Source organism: Micromonospora sp. NPDC005298, from assembly GCF_040607375.1.
Lineage (GTDB): Bacteria > Actinomycetota > Actinomycetes > Mycobacteriales > Micromonosporaceae > Micromonospora.
The window spans coordinates 243,127-258,663 of sequence record NZ_JBEXGP010000005.1; the positions used below are offsets into that span (position 1 = coordinate 243,127).

Below are 15,537 nucleotides of genomic sequence, written 5' to 3' on the forward strand. Positions count from 1 at the left end.
CACCGGCCGCCCGCCGTCGTGTTCAGCGGCGGCGGGCCGCCACGTCCTCCACGAGGTCCGCCACCTCGGCCGCCGCCCGCAGGTCGTCGAAGGACGCCAGCACGTGCTGGCGGGCCAACCGGCCGCGCAGCGTCAGCGTCCCCGCGGCCCAGCCCCGGTACGCCGCGTCGAGCGCGTCCACCAGGGCTGTCGGGTCGGCCGGGGGCACCACCCAGCCGGAGCGTTCGGTGACCGCATCGGGTAGCCCACCGGCCGCGCTGACGATGCTCGGCACACCCATCGAGCCGGCCTCGACCGCCGCGATCGGACTGTCGCACAGCGACGGCGCGACGCTCACGTCGGCGGCGGCGTAACACGGCCGCACGTCCGGCACCGACTCCACCCAGGTCACACCGGGATCGTCGGCCACGCCGAAGGACTCGCCGAGCTGCCGCCGGTAGCTCTCCCCGGCCGCCGTCCAGCCACCACCGACCAGCAGCAGGTGCGCGTCCGGGTGCCGGCGGCGGAACGTCCGCCACGCGGCCAGCAGCACGTCGTGCCCCTTCACCCCGCGACCCGCGTGCACCAGACGCTTGGGCGGGTAGACGTAGGAGACCATCACCGCCAGGAACGCGCCCTGGTCGATGCCCAGCTCGGCGCGCAGCTTCGCCCGCTGGTCCGGACCGGTGGCGTCCGGGCTGAACGCGTCGGTGTCCACCCCGTACACCGCGACCGGCCGCCGCTGCGGCGGGCAACCCAGCTCGCCGTACCGGGCGGAGGCGGACCGGCAGCCGCAGACCACCAGGTCGTCCAACCGCCACATCAGCCGCTCCACCGCCCGGACGAGCCGGGACTCCAGGTACGCCGGACCGGCCACCATGTGCACCCGGCGCACCGGCAGCCCCAGGGTGGCCAGCCGCACCGCGTACGCCGACGCGATCAGGTGGTACTGCACCACGTCGGGGCGCAGCCGCCGCAGCAGCGCCCGCAGCCGCAGCAGCCCGAGCGGCGTGGACCGGCCCACCGTGAAGTCGTACGGGGAGTCGAGCACCTCGAAGCCCCGCCGCTCCAGCTCGTCGGTGAGCCGACCGGCCCCCCGGGGCAGCACGACCGTCACCTCGTGCCCCCGGTGGCGCAACTCCTCGACCTGCGGCAGCAACCACATCCCGCCGGCGTTCGTCTTGACCAGCACCGCGATGCGCAGTCGGCGGACCCCGAGCGGGTGAGCCACGCCGGGGCTGCCGGAGGGGCTCACCGGGCCGGGACTCCCTTGACGACCGCGCCGGCCGGCACGTCCCGGACGACGCAGGCCCCCGCGCCGACGGTCGCGCCCGCGCCCACCCGCAGCTTCTGCAACACCACAGCCCCGGCGCCGATCAGCACTCCGTCACCCAACCGGCAGTCACCCGAGACCGCCGCCAGCGGGTTGACCGAGACGTGGTCACCCAGCTCACAGTCGTGCGCCACCGCGCTGTTCTGGTTGAGGTGCACGTGCCGGCCGAGCGTGACGTTGGTGGTGACCCGGGCGCCCGGGAACGCGATCAGACCCTCGCCGTACACGGCGTCCGGGCCGAGGGTGGCGTCCGGGTGCACCAGCACCGCCGCCGGCAGCCCGTACGCGGCCAGCCGTCCGTCCACCGCCCGCCGGGCCGCCGGGTCCCCGATGCCCAACGCCAGGTACGTGCCGGCGGGCTGCTCGGCGAGGCGGGCGGTGCCGCCAAGGTAGGGCACCTCCAGCCGTTGCACCCGCTTCAGGTTGACCTCGCTGGGGCGATCGTCGACGAATCCCCGTACCCGCCACGGCGGCCCGTCGACGGCGGCGGCGTTGACGGCCCGGACGATGCCGAGCACCTCCCGGCCGTGCCCGCCGCAGCCGACGATGACGAGGTCCACGCTCACCGGTGCGCCTCCGCCGCGCCGGCTCCGGCCAACTCGGCCGGGCCGAGGTACTCGTGCGCGGTGGCCGCGCCGGCCGCCGTGATCCCCTCCCGACGCAGCACGGTGCGGACCGTGCGCAGCAGGATCTGCAGGTCCAGCCGCAGGGAGCGCTGCCCGACGTACCGCACGTCGAGGGCGAAGCGCTCCTCCCAGCTCAGCGCGTTGCGCCCGTACACCTGCTGGAGGCCCGTGATGCCGGGGCGGACGTCGTGGCGGCGGAACTGCTCGGGGGTGTAGCGGTTCAGGTACGCGGGCAGCAGCGGACGCGGCCCGACCAGGCTCATCTCGCCGCGCAGCACGTTCCACAGTTGGGGCAGCTCGTCCAGGCTGGTCGTCCGCAGCCAGCGACCGAAGCGGGTGAGCCGGGCCCCGTCGTTGGCCGGCGCCTCGTCCTCGCCGCCGACGGTCATCGAGCGGAACTTGACCAGTTCGAACAACCGCCCGTGCCGTCCCGGGCGGGCCTGCCGGAACAGCACCGGTCGTCCCATCGTGACCAGGACGGCGAGCGCCACCGCGGCGAGCAGCGGTGTGGCCAGCAGCAGGGCGACGGCGGCGACGAGTACGTCCAGGACCCGCTTGACGGCGTCGTAGGGCCGGCTCATCGACGCCCCCCGAGGAACTCGGCGATCCCGCCGACCACCCGGTCGACCTGCTCGTCGGTGAGGGCGGAGCCGCTGGGCAGGGAGAGGCTGGTGGCGAAGAGCTCGTCGGCCGCGCCGGTGAGGGCGACCTGCCGGTCGGCGTACACCGGTTGGCGGTGCATCGGTTTCCACATCGGTCGGCTCTCCACCCCGAGCCCGGCCAGGTGCGCGGCGAGGTCCCCGGCGTGCCAGCCGGACCGCTCCGGCTCGACCACCACGGACGTCAGCCAGCAGTTCGAGCCGGGGTCGCCGGCGCCGAGGATCCGGGTGCCCGGTACGGCGGCGAAGAGTCGCGCGTACCGGTCCCGCAGCGCCCGCCGTCGGGCGATCATCGTGTCCAGCCTGCTGAGCTGCGCCCGACCGAGGGCGGCCAGGAGTGTGCTGAGCCGGTAGTTGTAGCCGACGTCGCGGTGCTCGTAGTGCGGCACCGGTTCGCGGGCCTGGGTGGCGAGGTGGCGGGCCCGGGCGACGAGCGCGTCGTCGTCCGAGACCAGCATCCCGCCGGCCGAGGTCGTCATGATCTTGTTGTGGCTGAACGAGTAGATCCCGACCCGGCCGAAGGTGCCGGCACACCGTCCGCGGTAGGTGGACCCGAGTGCCTGCGCGGCGTCCTCCACCACCGGGACGCCGGTGGCCGCGCAGAGCGGCAGCAGCCGGTCGTAGTCGGCGCAGCGGCCGTTGATGTCGACGGCCAGCACGGCGGCGACCCGTCGACCGGCGTCGGCCAGCCGGCCCAGCAGGTCGGAGAGCAGGTCGACGTCGAGGTTGCCGGTGGCCGCGTCGCAGTCCACGAAGACAGGTTCGGCGCCGGTGTAGGTGACCGCGTTCGCGGTGGCGGCGAAGGTGAGCGTGGGCACCACCACCACGCTGCCCGGACCGGCCCCCACCGCCATGAGGGCCAGGTGCAGGGCTGCGGTGCCGGAGGAGAGCCCCAGCGCGTACCCGACGCCGACCCGCGAGGCGACCTCCCGCTCGAACGCGCCCAGCTCGGGCCCGTCCGGGTCGAACCGGCCGGTGCGTACGGCGCGCAGCAGGTAGGACTCCTCCAGCTCGCCGACGTCCGGCGGGGAGAGGAACACCGGGTCGGTCACCGCCGGGCCGCCGCTGCGCGGCGCCACGGGCGGACGGTGGTGGATCAGGTCCACGGACGGCGCCTCCGATCGGACGTGACAAAAGACCAAAATGGTTGTAGCAGGGCGTTTGAGCTCCCATAGGCGGTTTCGCCAATTCCGCGCCGAATGCAGCTGTCTGGCCCCGGCACCCGAACTGATCGTCTAACCGGGCCGGCTAGAGTGCTGCCTGCCCGCGCGCCGCCTACAACAGGGAGAACGAGTGCTGCACCTGAGGGTGATCGCCCCGGCGGACCGATCCGCCGAGGTCGTCGACCTGCTGGCCGCCGAGGCGGGGGTGACCCACCTGGCGGTGTTGCCCGGCGTGGCCCGGCAACCGCAGGGCGACCTGATCCTCTGCGACGTGGTCCGGGAGAGCGCCGACGGCGTACTGCGGGGCCTCCAGCAGCTCGGGGTGGAGACGAGCGGCGGTATCGCCGTCGACGACGTCGAGCTGACCATCTCCGAGTCGGCCGACCGGGCCGCGGAGAAGGCCCCGGGCAGCGGCGCCGACGCGGTGGTGTGGGACGAGATCGCGGCGAAGACCGGCGAGCAGACCGAGCTGTCCGGCACCTACCTGGTGCTGATCGTGGTGGCCACCATGATCGCCGGTATCGGGGTCCTGCTGGACCAGCCGATCCTCATCGTCGGCGCGATGGTGGTCGGCCCGGAGTTCGGCCCGCTCGCCGCGCTCTGCGTGGCGCTGCTGCGCCGCCGGCTCGACGTGATCGGCCGATCGGTGCAGGCCCTCACCGTCGGCTTCCTGGCGGCCATGGTGGCGACCGTGCTGAGCACCTGGGCGCTGACCGCCGCCGGTCTGGTCAGCGAGGAGATGCTGCGCGCCGAACGGCCGCTGACCAGCTTCATCTGGCGGCCCGACGCGCTGTCCTGGGTGGTCGGCCTGCTCGCCGGCGTGGCCGGCATGTTGTCGCTGACGTCGAAGAAGTCGGGAAGCCTGGTCGGGGTGCTGATCTCGGTGACCACGGTGCCGGCCGCGGCGAACGTGGCCGTTGCCGCCGCCTACGGCGTGTGGGACGAGGCGGGCGGTTCGGCACTCCAGTTGGTGATCAACGTGTGTGCGATCGTCCTGGCCGGGCTGGTCACGCTCCTGGTCCAGCAGGCCTGGTGGTGGAACCTGGCCCGCCGGACCCGCCAGGCCCGTCGTCGAGCAGCCGGGTGAGCAGCGTCCGCAGCGGCATCGACTCGCCGTCGCGGCCACCCGCCCCGACGACGAGCGGCGCCGGGCTGGGCTGCGGGTCGACGCCGAACAGCCGGGCCCGCAGGCCACCCGGCACGGTCAGCAGGTGGAACCGGCCGTCCACGTCCACCGCCCGGGTGCCGGCCCGGTCGACGTACCAGCCGGTCAGCCGGGTGCGGTAGCGCCCGCGCCCGTCGTAGCCCCGCGCCACGAGCCGAGTGGTGGGCAGCCCCCGCCGCGTCGCCTCGGCCACGAACCAGGCCACCAGCTCCGCCGCCTGCGCCTGCTCGGCCGCCCGCCGCCGGGCGTCCGCGTCGGCGTGCGCCCGCACCGCCTGCCGCTGCCGCTCCCGCCACCGCGGGTCGTCACCCTCCACCACGAGCCGACGGTACGCGACCCGGCTCAGTCAAGGACGGCCCGCAGGGTGTGCCGGGCGATGTCGGCCATCACCGGGTTGGTCTCCACGTAGTACGGCAGCGCGTTGATCGCCTGCTCCAGGGCCCAGCCACGCCCTCGCTCCCACATTGCGTCGTCCACGCCCAACGCCCGCCGGTACGTCTCGCGCGCCCCCGCGTCGAACAGGTTCCACGCGGGCATCAGGTCCACCGCCGGATCGCCCACACCGACCGCGCCCAGGTCGATGACCGCGGCCAGACGACCGTCGCGGACCAGCAGGTTGCCCGGCATCAGGTCGGCGTGGATCCAGACGTCGGCGGGGTCGTCCCGGCGCACGCCCCGGCACCGGTCCCACACCTGGGCGAGCGCGGCGGTGTCGGTGAGTTCGCCGCTGACGGCGAGGGCGGCCCGCACACCGGCGTCCTGGCCGGCCAGCGGCCCACCCCGGCCGGACCCCGACCAGGCCCGGCCGCCGGTGTCGATCGCGTGCAGGGCGTTGACGACGCCGGCCAGGTCCCGGGCGAAGGCGTCCAGGTCGCCGAAGCGGCCGGGGTGGATCGGCTCGCCAAGGATCCAGCGGTACGCCGTCCACGGCCCGGGGTACCCCTCACCCGGCTCGCCGAGGCCGAGCGGTTCGGGCACCGCGATCGGCAGGTGACGGCCGAGCAGCCGAGCGTGCTCCTGCTCCCGCAGTAGCTCGGCCCGCAACTCGGGGTCGGCCGTCGGTTGCAGGGGAAACCGAAGGACGATCTCCGCGCCGAGCCGGAAGAGGGCGTTCACCGTGCCGGACGAGGGGAGCGGACGAACGGGGAGCGCCCGCCACTCGGGAAACTGCTCGGCGACCAGGGCGGCCACCACCTCGGCGCTGACGTCGAACTGATCGGCGTGCATCTTCACCGCGAGATCATCACGCATCGCCGCGCTGCCAGGCGAGCCGATTTCCCCCGGGTCCGCACCGTTCCTCCGTGGCTCCCTCATCCCCCGACGGCGCTTGCGGGTTCGGGGGAGGCCCGGTGCAGGCGGCCCCTGTCGAGCTGCCCCAGATCTGGACTGCCGCCGCGTCGACCCGCCCGAGATCTGGACCGCCGCCGCATCGACCCGCCCCACAAGTGGGGCAGCGCGACAGGTTGCAGTGAGCAGTCGGGCTGCCTCAGATCTGGACGGCGGTCGCACGGACTCGCCCCACAAGTGGGGCAGCTCGACAGGTTGCCGTGAGGACCCGGCGGCGTAGGACAGAGCGCTGACGACCAGGCAGGGGGCAGCCCCGCCTGTGCTCCTCGACCTCCACCAGGACGCCGTGCCGCGGAGCACCGGGCAGGCCCGCGATCGAGGCCTGCCCGCCCCGCTGGCCGGTCAGGCCAGACCGGCCCGGCGCAGGGCCTCCGCCATCGCGTCGTTGGCCGGCGCCGGCGCGCTCTGCCGCTGCTGCCCGCCGCGACCACTCTGCCCGCCGCGACCACTCTGCCCGCCGCGACCACTCTGCCCGCCGCGACCACTCTGCCCGCCGCGACTACCCTGACCTGCAGGACCACCCTGCGGCCCGCGCTGCGCCGGGCCGCCACGCCCCTCCTGGCTCGTCCGACCACCACCACCGGCGGCTGGCTCGTCGTCGAGGCGCAGGGTCAGCGAGATGCGCTTACGGGGTACGTCCACGTCGAGCACCCGGACCTTGACCACGTCGCCGGACTTCACCACCTCGCGGGGGTCCTTGACGAAGGTCCGGGACATCGCCGACACGTGCACGAGGCCGTCCTGGTGCACACCGACGTCCACGAACGCGCCGAACGCGGCCACGTTGGTGACCACGCCCTCCAACACCATCCCCGGCGTCAGGTCACCGATCTTCTCGACGCCCTCGACAAAGGTGGCGGTGCGGAACTCCGGTCGCGGGTCACGGCCCGGCTTCTCCAGCTCGGCGAGGATGTCGGTGACGGTGGGCAGGCCGAACCGGTCGTCGACGAAGTCGGTCGCCCGCAACCCCCGCAGAATGGTGCTCCTACCGATCACCGAGCGCAGGTCCTGACCGGTGCTGGCGAGGATGCGGCGCACCACCGGGTACGCCTCGGGGTGCACGCTCGATGAGTCCAGCGGGTCGTCCCCGTCGGGGATGCGCAGGAAGCCGGCGCACTGTTCGAACGCCTTCGGCCCGAGCCGGGCCACCTTCTTCAGCTCCGTACGCGAGCGGAACGGCCCGTTCGCGTCCCGGTGCAGCACGATGTTCTCGGCCAGGCCGGCGCCGATCCCGGAGACCCGGGTCAGCAGCGGCGCGGAGGCGGTGTTGACGTCCACGCCCACCGCGTTCACGCAGTCCTCCACCACGGCGTCCAGTGACCGGGACAGCTTCACCTCGGACAGGTCGTGCTGGTACTGCCCCACCCCGATCGAGCGAGGGTCGATCTTGACCAGTTCGGCGAGCGGGTCCTGAAGGCGCCGGGCGATGGAGACCGCGCCGCGCAGCGACACGTCCATCCCGGGCAGCTCCTGCGAGGCGTACGCGGACGCGGAGTACACCGACGCGCCGGCCTCGGAGACCATCACCTTGGTCAGGTTGAGCTGCGGATGCCGCTTGATCAGGTCGCCGGCCAGCTTGTCGGTCTCCCGCGAGGCGGTGCCGTTGCCGATCGCGATCAGCTCCACCCCGTGCGCCCCGGCCAGCCGGGCGAGGGTCTCCACCGACGCGTCCCACTGCCGGCGCGGCTCGTGCGGGTAGATCGTGTCGGTGGCGAGCACCTTGCCGGTGGCGTCCACCACTGCCACCTTCACGCCGGTCCGCAGACCCGGGTCCAGTCCCATCGTCGGTCGGGTGCCGGCCGGCGCGGCCAGCAGCAGGTCGCGCAGGTTGGTCGCGAAGACGCGGACGGCCTCCTCCTCGGCCGCCTGCCACAGCCGCATCCGCAGGTCCGCGCCGAGGTGGATGAGGATCCGGGTACGCCACGCCCAGCGAACCGTGTCGGCCAGCCACCGGTCGGCCGGGCGGCCCGCGTCGGACACGCCGAACCGGCCGGCGATGGCCGCCTCGTACCGGGTCGGGCCGGTCGGGACGGCGTCCGACTCGCCTGCCTCCTCCGGTTCCATGGTCAGGTCGAGCACGCCCTCCTTCTCGCCCCTGAACATCGCCAGGATCCGGTGCGAGGGCAGCTTCGGGTACGGCTCGGAGAAGTCGAAGTAGTCGGCGAACTTGGCGCCGGCCGTCTCCTGACCCTCGCGTACCCGGGACACCAGACGGCCCCGCGACCACATCTGCTCGCGCAGCGTGCCGATCAGGTCGGCGTCCTCGGCGAAGGTCTCGATCAGGATCGCGCGGGCGCCCTCCAGCGCGGCGGCGGCGTCGGCGACGCCCTTCTCCGCGTCGACGAACCCGGCGGCCGTGGCCCTCGGGTCCTGCGACGGGTCGGCCAGCAGCGTCTCCGCCAGCGGGGCCAGCCCGGCCTCGCGGGCGATCTGCGCGCGGGTCCGCCGCTTCGGCTTGTACGGCAGGTAGATGTCCTCCAGCCGGGACTTCGAGTCGGCCGCCATGATCTGCGCTTCCAGGGCCTCGTCCAGCTTGCCCTGGCCGCGGATCGACTCCAGGACGGCGGCCCGCCGCTCGTCCAGCTCCCGCAGGTAGCGCAGCCGCTCCTCCAGGGTGCGCAGCTGGGTGTCGTCGAGCAGGCCGGTGGCCTCCTTGCGGTAGCGGGCGATGAACGGCACGGTGGCGCCGCCGTCGAGCAGCTCCACTGCCGCCCGCACCTGACGCTCGGCCACGCCGAGCTCGTCAGCGATCCGCTGATGAACAGACTGGGTCACGATCTCGATCCGCCTTCGACTCGATCCGCCTTCAAAGAGCGGGTACCGCCCTGCATTGTGCCGGGCGGTCCGGGACGCCGTCGCCGCGCCCAGCCGGGGCGTACCGTCGCGCCCGACCCGGGTGACCCGGCGGCGGTGCCGCCGGGCCTGCGCTAGCGTGGCGATCATGGAAACACCTGCGGAGCCGCGCGCCCGGCGGCTCTTCGGCGGCAGCGCCCGGGCCCTCGGCGACCTCGCGGCGAACCCGTTCCGCGCCGACCGGGACCGGATCGTCGGCTCGCCGTTCTTCGCCCGCCTCGGCGGCGTCACCCAGGTCATCAGCCCGGTCGGCTCCGGCCTGCTGGTGCACAACCGGCTCACCCACAGCCTGAAGGTCGCCCAGGTGGCCCGGTCGATCGCCGAACGGCTCACCGCCGACGAGCGGTGGCGTGACCTGCTGGACAAGCTCGGCGGCTGCGACCCGGACGTGGTGGAGGCTGCCGCGCTCGCCCACGACCTCGGGCACCCGCCGTTCGGACACCTGGGGGAGCGGGTGCTGGACCGGCTGGCCCGCCAGCGCCTCGGCCTGCCCGACGGTTTCGAGGGCAACGCCCAGTCGTACCGGATCGTCACCAGCACCGAGATCCGGGGCGCGGCCACCACCGGCCTGGACCTGACTGCCGCCGTGCGCGCGGCGATGCTGAAGTACCCGTGGACCCGGCTGGACCACCCCGACCCGCACCCGCGCACGATGGATCCACCGCCGCGCGGGGCCACCCCGCCGCCGGACGACCCGGACAGCGGCTCGTCGAAGTTCGGCGCCTACCGGACCGAGCTGGACGACCTGCGGCAGGCGCGGGAGCCGTTCGCCGGTCGCATCCCGGACTGGCAGCAGACCGTGGAGGCGTCCGTGATGGACACCGCCGACGACATCGCGTACGCCATCCACGACGTGGAGGACTTCTACCGGGTCGGTGTGCTCCAGCAGGGATCGGTGTCCGCCGAGCTGATGGCCTGGCAGCGCGAGAGCGGGCAGCTCCGGGCGATCACCGACGCGGCGCTGGCCATCGCGGCCCGGCGGCCCGGCGCGGCCATTGAGCGGCTGCGCCGGCAGTTGCACCGCAAGGACGCCTGGATCGCCGACGACGACGCGTTCGCCGCCGCCGTGGAGCACGTCCGGGAGGAGCTGGTCGACGGGCTGCTGGCGATGCCGTTCGACGGTTCGATCGAGGCCGAGCAGTACGTGGCCCGCTTCTCCGCCCGCTGGTCCACCCGCTTCGTCGAGGCGATCACCGTGACCGACCAGCCGTCGGTGCGCTCCGGGTACGTGCTGCTCGGGTGCGCGCAGTGGCACGAGGTGCAGGTGCTCAAGTTCGTCCACCACCGGTTCGTGCTGGCGCGCCCCGATCTGGCCCTGCATCAGCGGGGTCAGGCCCGGCTGCTGGGCACCCTGGTCGAGGCGTTGTGGGAGTGGCTGCTGGACCCGGAGGAGGAGTCCCGGCTGCCGCGCCGGCTGCACGACCTGGTGGAGCTGGCCGAGGCGGAGCTGCACCCGCGTACCCCGGACCGGATCGGGCGGGCCCGGGGGCGGGCCATCGTGGACTTCGTCGCGCAGCTCACCGACGGTCAGGCGGTGGCCATGCTGGACGCGCTGTCCGGCCGGTCCGGCGCGCTGTGGACCGACGCGTTCGTGCTCTGAAATGAAAGGAAGGGCACCTTATACAACGCGAGGCGTTAATAAGGTGCCCTTCCTTTCGCTAGGCGATCGACTGCCACCAGCCGTCGACGGCAGGTGGCTCGTCGACCACCACCCGCTCGCCGGGTCGGGGCACCGCGAGGCGTACGTCGCGGGCCTTCGCCTCGGCCCACAGCCGGTTCACCGGTTCGGACCAGTCGTGCAGGGCCAGGTTGAACGTCGCCCAGTGCACCGGTATGAACAGCCCGCCGCGCAGGTCGAGGTGGGCGTTGACCGCCTCCTCGGGGAACATGTGGATGGTCGGCCAGGCCCGGTCGTACGCGCCGATCTGCATCAGCGTCACGTCGAACGGGCCGTGTTCGGCGCCGATCGCCGCGTACCCGGCGAAGTAGCCGGAGTCGCCGGTGTAGAAGACCCTGCGGTGGGCTCCGGCCACCACCCAGGAGCTCCACAGCGTGCCGTCGCGGCGCAGCCCTCGGCCGGAGAAGTGCTGCGCGGCGGTCGCGGTGATCTCCAGCCCGGCGACCTGGTGGGACTCGGACCAGTCCAGCTCGACGATCCGGTCGGCGGGCACACCCCACCGGTCCAGGTGCGCGCCCACCCCGAGCGGCACCAGGAACGGCGCGGACTGACCGGCGAGCAGCGCCCGCACGGTGGCCATGTCCAGGTGGTCGTAGTGGTCGTGGGAGATCAGGATGGCGTCCAACTGGGGCAGTTCGTCCAACGAGACCGGCGGCTCGTGCAGCCGGCGGGGGCCGACCAGGTCGGACGGGGAGCAACGGTCGCTCCACACCGGGTCGAGCAGCACCCGCCGGCCCTCGATCTCGATCAGCGCCGAGGCGTGGCCGTACCAGATGATGTTCAGCTCGTCGGCGGTGTCGACGGCCGACGACGCGGTGGGGCGCACCAGCGGCACGGGCGCGGTGGGTCGCCGCTTCTGCTTACCGAAGATCAACTCGCGGAGCAGGTTGCGACCCGGATCGGCGACCATCGTGCGGGTGCCGACCTGGTTGTGGAAGGTGCCGTCGCGGAACTGCGGTGAGCGGGCCGCCCGTTCGGCGCGGGCGCCGGCGAGTCGGCCGCCGAGCGCCGCCGGCACGTCCCGGGCCACCCAGGCCAGCCCGGCCAACGCGGCGAGGCCGGCCGCGCCCCGCATCCGTCGCCCGAGCGCTCGTTCGCCGTCCGTGCTGCGCGTTGGTGCCATCGCCGTCCCTCCGCCGTGTCCGTCCTACACGGTAGTCACCCCGGCCCCGGCGCGCCCGGGCGGTCACCCAAGCGGGTCGGCCGCCACCGGCGGCCGACCCGCGACCTGGCTCAGCCGCCGTTGCTGGGGCGCCGGGTGGCGATCCGGTACGCGGCGCCGGTGCCGGCGAGCCGGTCCACCGCCGTCAGGAACTTCGGGCCCATGGCGGCCCGGGCCTGCACCGCCGGGTGGGTGGCGCCGAAGTTGTCCGGGTCGGCCTGCCCGTCGGCGAAGAGCGCGTAGGTGAGCACCGCCGCGCCGGACCGGTCGAAGATCACGCCGGCCTCGTGGCGGGCGTCGGCGAACCAGCCGGCCTTGGTGGCGACGCGGGCCCGCTCGTCGGAGGACATGGTGCGCCGGATGCCGTCGGTGAAGGCCACCGGGGAGCGCAGCAGCCCCAGCAGGTGCGCCGTCGACGCGGGCGAGAGCAGGGTGCCGGCCACCAGGGCGCGCAGCAGGTCGTGCGTCTCGCGGGGAGTGCTGGTGCCGAGGAAGAACCGGTTCGGGTTGGCCACCGGCTCGACCTGGGTGTTCGGGAAGCCCTTGCCGACCAGGATCGTGTTGATCTCGGCAGCCGGGGCGACCAGCCCGCACAGCCGCACGGCCGTGTCGTCGGAGACGGTCAGCAGGTTGGCCAGTACGTGCCCGAGGGTGACGCTGCTGGGGTACGCGCCGTCCAGGCTGAAGATCCCGTCACCGCCCGGCACGACGATCGCGGCGGTGACGTCGACCCGCTGGTCCAGGGTGAGTAGCCCCCGGTCGACCTTGTCCAGCACCGCCGTGGCGACCGCGATCTTGTTGACGCTGTACGCCTCGATCCGCCGGTCCGCGTCGGCCGCCACCGCGACGACCGGCGCTCCGGCCGGGTCGGCCACGCTGACGTACGCCTGCCAGTTGCCGCCGGCCTCGGTGCTGTGCCTGGCGAAGACGGTGGCGACCCGACGGGCGGCCCGCGCGGGGGTCGTCGGGGACGCCTCGGTGGTGTCGGCGGCGCTGGCCGGGGCGGCGGCGCCGAGCACGGTGCCGGCGGTGGCCACCGTGCCCAGTCCGAGTGCCGTCCTGCGGTTCAGTCGGATGGTCAATCGTCTCTCCCGTCGTGGGGCGCCGGAGCGCTTGCCGGCCCACCACCCTAGGCGAGTTGATCGATGCACGATGTCCCCGGACAGCTCAGCCGAACCGTCGGCGCAGCGCGGCGCCGACCGGCCCGGACACGGAACGGGCGACGTGCCGTAGGTCGGGCAGGTGACCGCCGCGTACCGCCTCGCCCGCCGGATTCGCGGCGAAGACCGAGCCGTCGTGCGCGGCGACCGTCCGTCCGCTCAGGCCGGCCAGCCGCATCAACGGCCCCACCAGTACGTCGTAGACGCCCGGCAGCACGGTGAAGCCGAACCGCATCACGACGTTCAGGCGGCCCACCGACACCTCCCGGCGCGGCCGGTCGACACAGTCCACGATGGTCCGGGCCACCCGCTGCGGGCCGGCGACCGGCGGGGGAGGGCGGCCGACGCGGCCCAGGTAGTTGGCCGCCTGCTGGTACACCGGAGTGTCCACGCTGCCCGGGTTGACCAGGCAGAGCCGGATCTCCGGGGTGTCGCGCAACTCCTGCTGCACCGTCCGGGCCAGCCCCTGCAAACCCCACTTGCTGGCCACGTACGCGCTCATGTACGGGGCGGTGATGTGCCCGAGCACCGAGCCGGTGAGGATCAGGGTGCCGGCGCCGGTGGCCCGGAAGTGCCGCAGGGCCACCCGCGCCGCGCCGGCGGCGGCCAGCAGGTCGGTGCGTACCACCTGATCGAAGACCCGCTCGGGCAACTCGTCGAAGCGGCCGTACGCCATCACCGCGGCGGTGTGCACCCACACGTCGATGCGACCGAACCGCTCGATCGCCGCGTCGGCGAGCGCCTCCAACGCGCCCGGCTCGCTGACGTCGGTGGGGACGATCAGCACGTCGGCGTCGGCGCACTCCGCGCGTACCTCGGCGAGGGTCCGTGCCGCGCGGGCGGCGAGGACCAGGCGGTCGCCGCGGTCGGCGAACGCCCGGGCCGTCGCCCGACCGATCCCACTGGTCGCCCCGACGATCACCACCACCCCCACACTCACGGCGCCGCCCGGGTTCGTGACTGCGGGGCTCGCAAAACCGGCTCACTCCTCGCACTCACGGTGCGAGGACCACCTTGATGCAGCCGTCCTCCTTCTTCTGGAACATCTCGTACGCCCGGGGCGCCTCGGTCAGCGGCAGCCGGTGGGTGCGCAGGTCCTCGACGCCGAGCGGGTCGTCGTCGCCGGAGAGCAGCGGCAGGATCTCGTCGGTCCACCGGCGGACGTGGCACTGCCCCATCCGCAGCTGGATGCCCCGGTCGAACATCTCCATCATCGGCATCGGGTCGGCCTCACCGCCGTAGACGCCGGAGAGCGACACGGTGCCACCGCGACGGACCCCCTTGAGCGCGGCGTGCAGGACGGACAGCCGGTCCACGCCGGCCTTGTCGGTCATCGTCTGGGCCAGCTTGTTCGGCAGCAGTCCGGCGGCGGTCTGGGCCAGCTTGCCCGTCGGCGAGCCGTGCGCCTCCATGCCGACGGCGTCGATCACCGCGTCGGGGCCGCGCCCGTCGACCATGTCGATCAGCGCGCCCGGCACGTCGGTCAGCTCGCTCACGTCGAGCACCTCGATGCCGTGCCGGCGGGCCAGTTCCAGCCGCTCCGGCACCAGGTCCAGCCCGATCACCCGGCCGGCGCCGAGGTGCCGGCCGATGCGGGCGCAGAACTGGCCGACCGGGCCCAGCCCGAACACGGCCAGGGTCCCGCCGGGCGGGGTGTCGGCGTACTTCACGGCCTGCCAGGCGGTCGGCAGGATGTCCGAGAGGTAGAGGTAGCGCTCGTCGGCGCCGGTCTGCGGGATCTTGATCGGTCCGAACTGGGCCTGCGGGACGCGCAGGTACTCGGCCTGGCCGCCGGGCACCGAGCCGTAGAGCGAGGTGTACCCGAACAGCGCCGCTCCCTTGCCCTCGCCGGTGACCTGGGTGGTCTCGCACTGGGCGTAGAGCTGGCGTTCGCACATCCAGCAGCTGCCGCAGGAGATGTTGAACGGAATCACCACCCGGTCCCCGGGCTTGAGCCGGGTCACGCCCGACCCGACCTCCTCGACGATGCCCATCGGCTCGTGGCCGAGGATGTCGCCGGGCTTCAGGTACGGCCCCAACACCTCGTACAGGTGCAGGTCGGAGCCGCAGATCGCGGTCGACGTGATCTTTACGATCGCGTCGGTCGGTACCTCGATCCGGGGGTCCGGCACCTCTTCGACTCGTACGTCCCGCTTGCCCTGCCAGGTCAACGCTTTCATGTCTGGTTTTCCTCCTCTGGTCCCTGCCTTCCTGCTACCCGGGCTCAGACGTTTGAACCGACCGCACGCCGCCCGGTGGCCCGAGCGGTTTCAGAGGGTGGTTTCGCCGTTGAGGCCGAAGTAGTCGTGCCATTTGCTGCTGGGGGCGAAGGTGGTGCCGGTGGAGAGGGCGACGTAGATGTCGTTTGTGGTGTTTTTGGTGAAGACGATGAGGTCGTCTTTGCCGTCGCCG

13 protein-coding genes are annotated in these 15,537 nt (G+C 73.4%); 2 read left to right on the forward strand and 11 right to left on the reverse strand.

Annotation, left to right across the window (positions count from 1 at the left end):
• Positions 1-22: 22 nt before the first annotated feature.
• Genes ABZS77_RS13140 through ABZS77_RS13155 form a run of 4 tightly spaced genes read right to left on the reverse strand, consistent with a single transcriptional unit; the run spans position 23 to position 3,676 of the window.
• Positions 23-1,234 carry a glycosyltransferase family 4 protein gene (locus ABZS77_RS13140; protein WP_354821900.1) on the reverse strand — a complete coding sequence of 404 codons (1,212 nt, stop codon included), beginning with the start codon at positions 1,232-1,234 and terminating at the stop codon, positions 23-25.
• On the reverse strand, positions 1,231-1,878 hold the full coding sequence (locus tag ABZS77_RS13145) for a NeuD/PglB/VioB family sugar acetyltransferase (protein WP_354821903.1): 648 nt from the start codon (positions 1,876-1,878) through the stop codon (positions 1,231-1,233). Before ABZS77_RS13145 ends, ABZS77_RS13140 begins: the two co-directional genes overlap by 4 nt.
• The gene (locus ABZS77_RS13150) at positions 1,875-2,519 is read right to left on the reverse strand and encodes a sugar transferase (RefSeq protein WP_354821906.1); all 645 of its coding nucleotides are present in this window, start codon (positions 2,517-2,519) and stop codon (positions 1,875-1,877) included. Before ABZS77_RS13150 ends, ABZS77_RS13145 begins: the two co-directional genes overlap by 4 nt.
• The gene (locus tag ABZS77_RS13155) at positions 2,516-3,676 is read right to left on the reverse strand and encodes a DegT/DnrJ/EryC1/StrS family aminotransferase (protein ID WP_354821909.1); all 1,161 of its coding nucleotides are present in this window, start codon (positions 3,674-3,676) and stop codon (positions 2,516-2,518) included. The genes ABZS77_RS13150 and ABZS77_RS13155 overlap by 4 nt, the downstream gene beginning before the upstream one ends.
• Positions 3,677-3,890: 214 nt before the next feature.
• Between ABZS77_RS13155 and ABZS77_RS13160 the strand changes: the two genes are divergently transcribed.
• Complete coding sequence (locus ABZS77_RS13160; RefSeq protein ID WP_354821912.1) at positions 3,891-4,847, forward strand: DUF389 domain-containing protein; 957 nt, start codon at positions 3,891-3,893, stop codon at positions 4,845-4,847.
• On the opposite strand, the gene ABZS77_RS13165 is transcribed toward ABZS77_RS13160, so the two are convergent.
• The 3 genes from ABZS77_RS13165 to ABZS77_RS13175 all read right to left on the reverse strand — a co-directional run bounded on the left by ABZS77_RS13165 (position 4,768) and on the right by ABZS77_RS13175 (position 9,047).
• Complete coding sequence (locus ABZS77_RS13165; protein WP_354821915.1) at positions 4,768-5,244, reverse strand: hypothetical protein; 477 nt, start codon at positions 5,242-5,244, stop codon at positions 4,768-4,770. The two genes, ABZS77_RS13160 and ABZS77_RS13165, sit on opposite strands and share 80 nt — an antisense overlap.
• Positions 5,245-5,267: 23 nt before the next feature.
• Positions 5,268-6,176 carry an aminoglycoside phosphotransferase family protein gene (locus ABZS77_RS13170; protein WP_354821918.1) on the reverse strand — a complete coding sequence of 303 codons (909 nt, stop codon included), beginning with the start codon at positions 6,174-6,176 and terminating at the stop codon, positions 5,268-5,270.
• 438 nt (positions 6,177-6,614) lie between these two features.
• A complete protein-coding gene (locus tag ABZS77_RS13175; protein ID WP_354821948.1) occupies positions 6,615-9,047 on the reverse strand; it encodes a Tex family protein in 2,433 nt (810 codons plus the stop codon).
• 166 nt (positions 9,048-9,213) lie between these two features.
• On the opposite strand from ABZS77_RS13175, the gene dgt reads away from it, so the two are divergent.
• Entirely contained in the window at positions 9,214-10,725 is a 1,512-nt protein-coding gene (gene dgt / locus ABZS77_RS13180) for a dGTP triphosphohydrolase (protein WP_354821921.1), read from the forward strand.
• A gap of 58 nt (positions 10,726-10,783) precedes the next feature.
• Here the strand turns inward: dgt and ABZS77_RS13185 are convergent, their stop codons facing one another.
• From ABZS77_RS13185 to ABZS77_RS13200, 4 genes are all read right to left on the reverse strand, one after another.
• Positions 10,784-11,926, reverse strand: a complete 1,143-nt coding sequence (locus ABZS77_RS13185; protein ID WP_354821924.1) for an MBL fold metallo-hydrolase — start codon at positions 11,924-11,926, stop codon at positions 10,784-10,786.
• Between the two features lie 110 nt (positions 11,927-12,036).
• Complete coding sequence (locus tag ABZS77_RS13190; RefSeq protein ID WP_354821927.1) at positions 12,037-13,047, reverse strand: serine hydrolase; 1,011 nt, start codon at positions 13,045-13,047, stop codon at positions 12,037-12,039.
• Positions 13,048-13,132: 85 nt separating this feature from the next.
• Positions 13,133-14,065, reverse strand: a complete 933-nt coding sequence (locus ABZS77_RS13195; protein WP_354821930.1) for an SDR family NAD(P)-dependent oxidoreductase — start codon at positions 14,063-14,065, stop codon at positions 13,133-13,135.
• A 55-nt stretch (positions 14,066-14,120) separates the two neighbouring features.
• A complete protein-coding gene (locus tag ABZS77_RS13200) occupies positions 14,121-15,305 on the reverse strand; it encodes a zinc-dependent alcohol dehydrogenase (RefSeq protein ID WP_354821933.1) in 1,185 nt (394 codons plus the stop codon).
• Positions 15,306-15,537 lie beyond the last annotated feature (232 nt).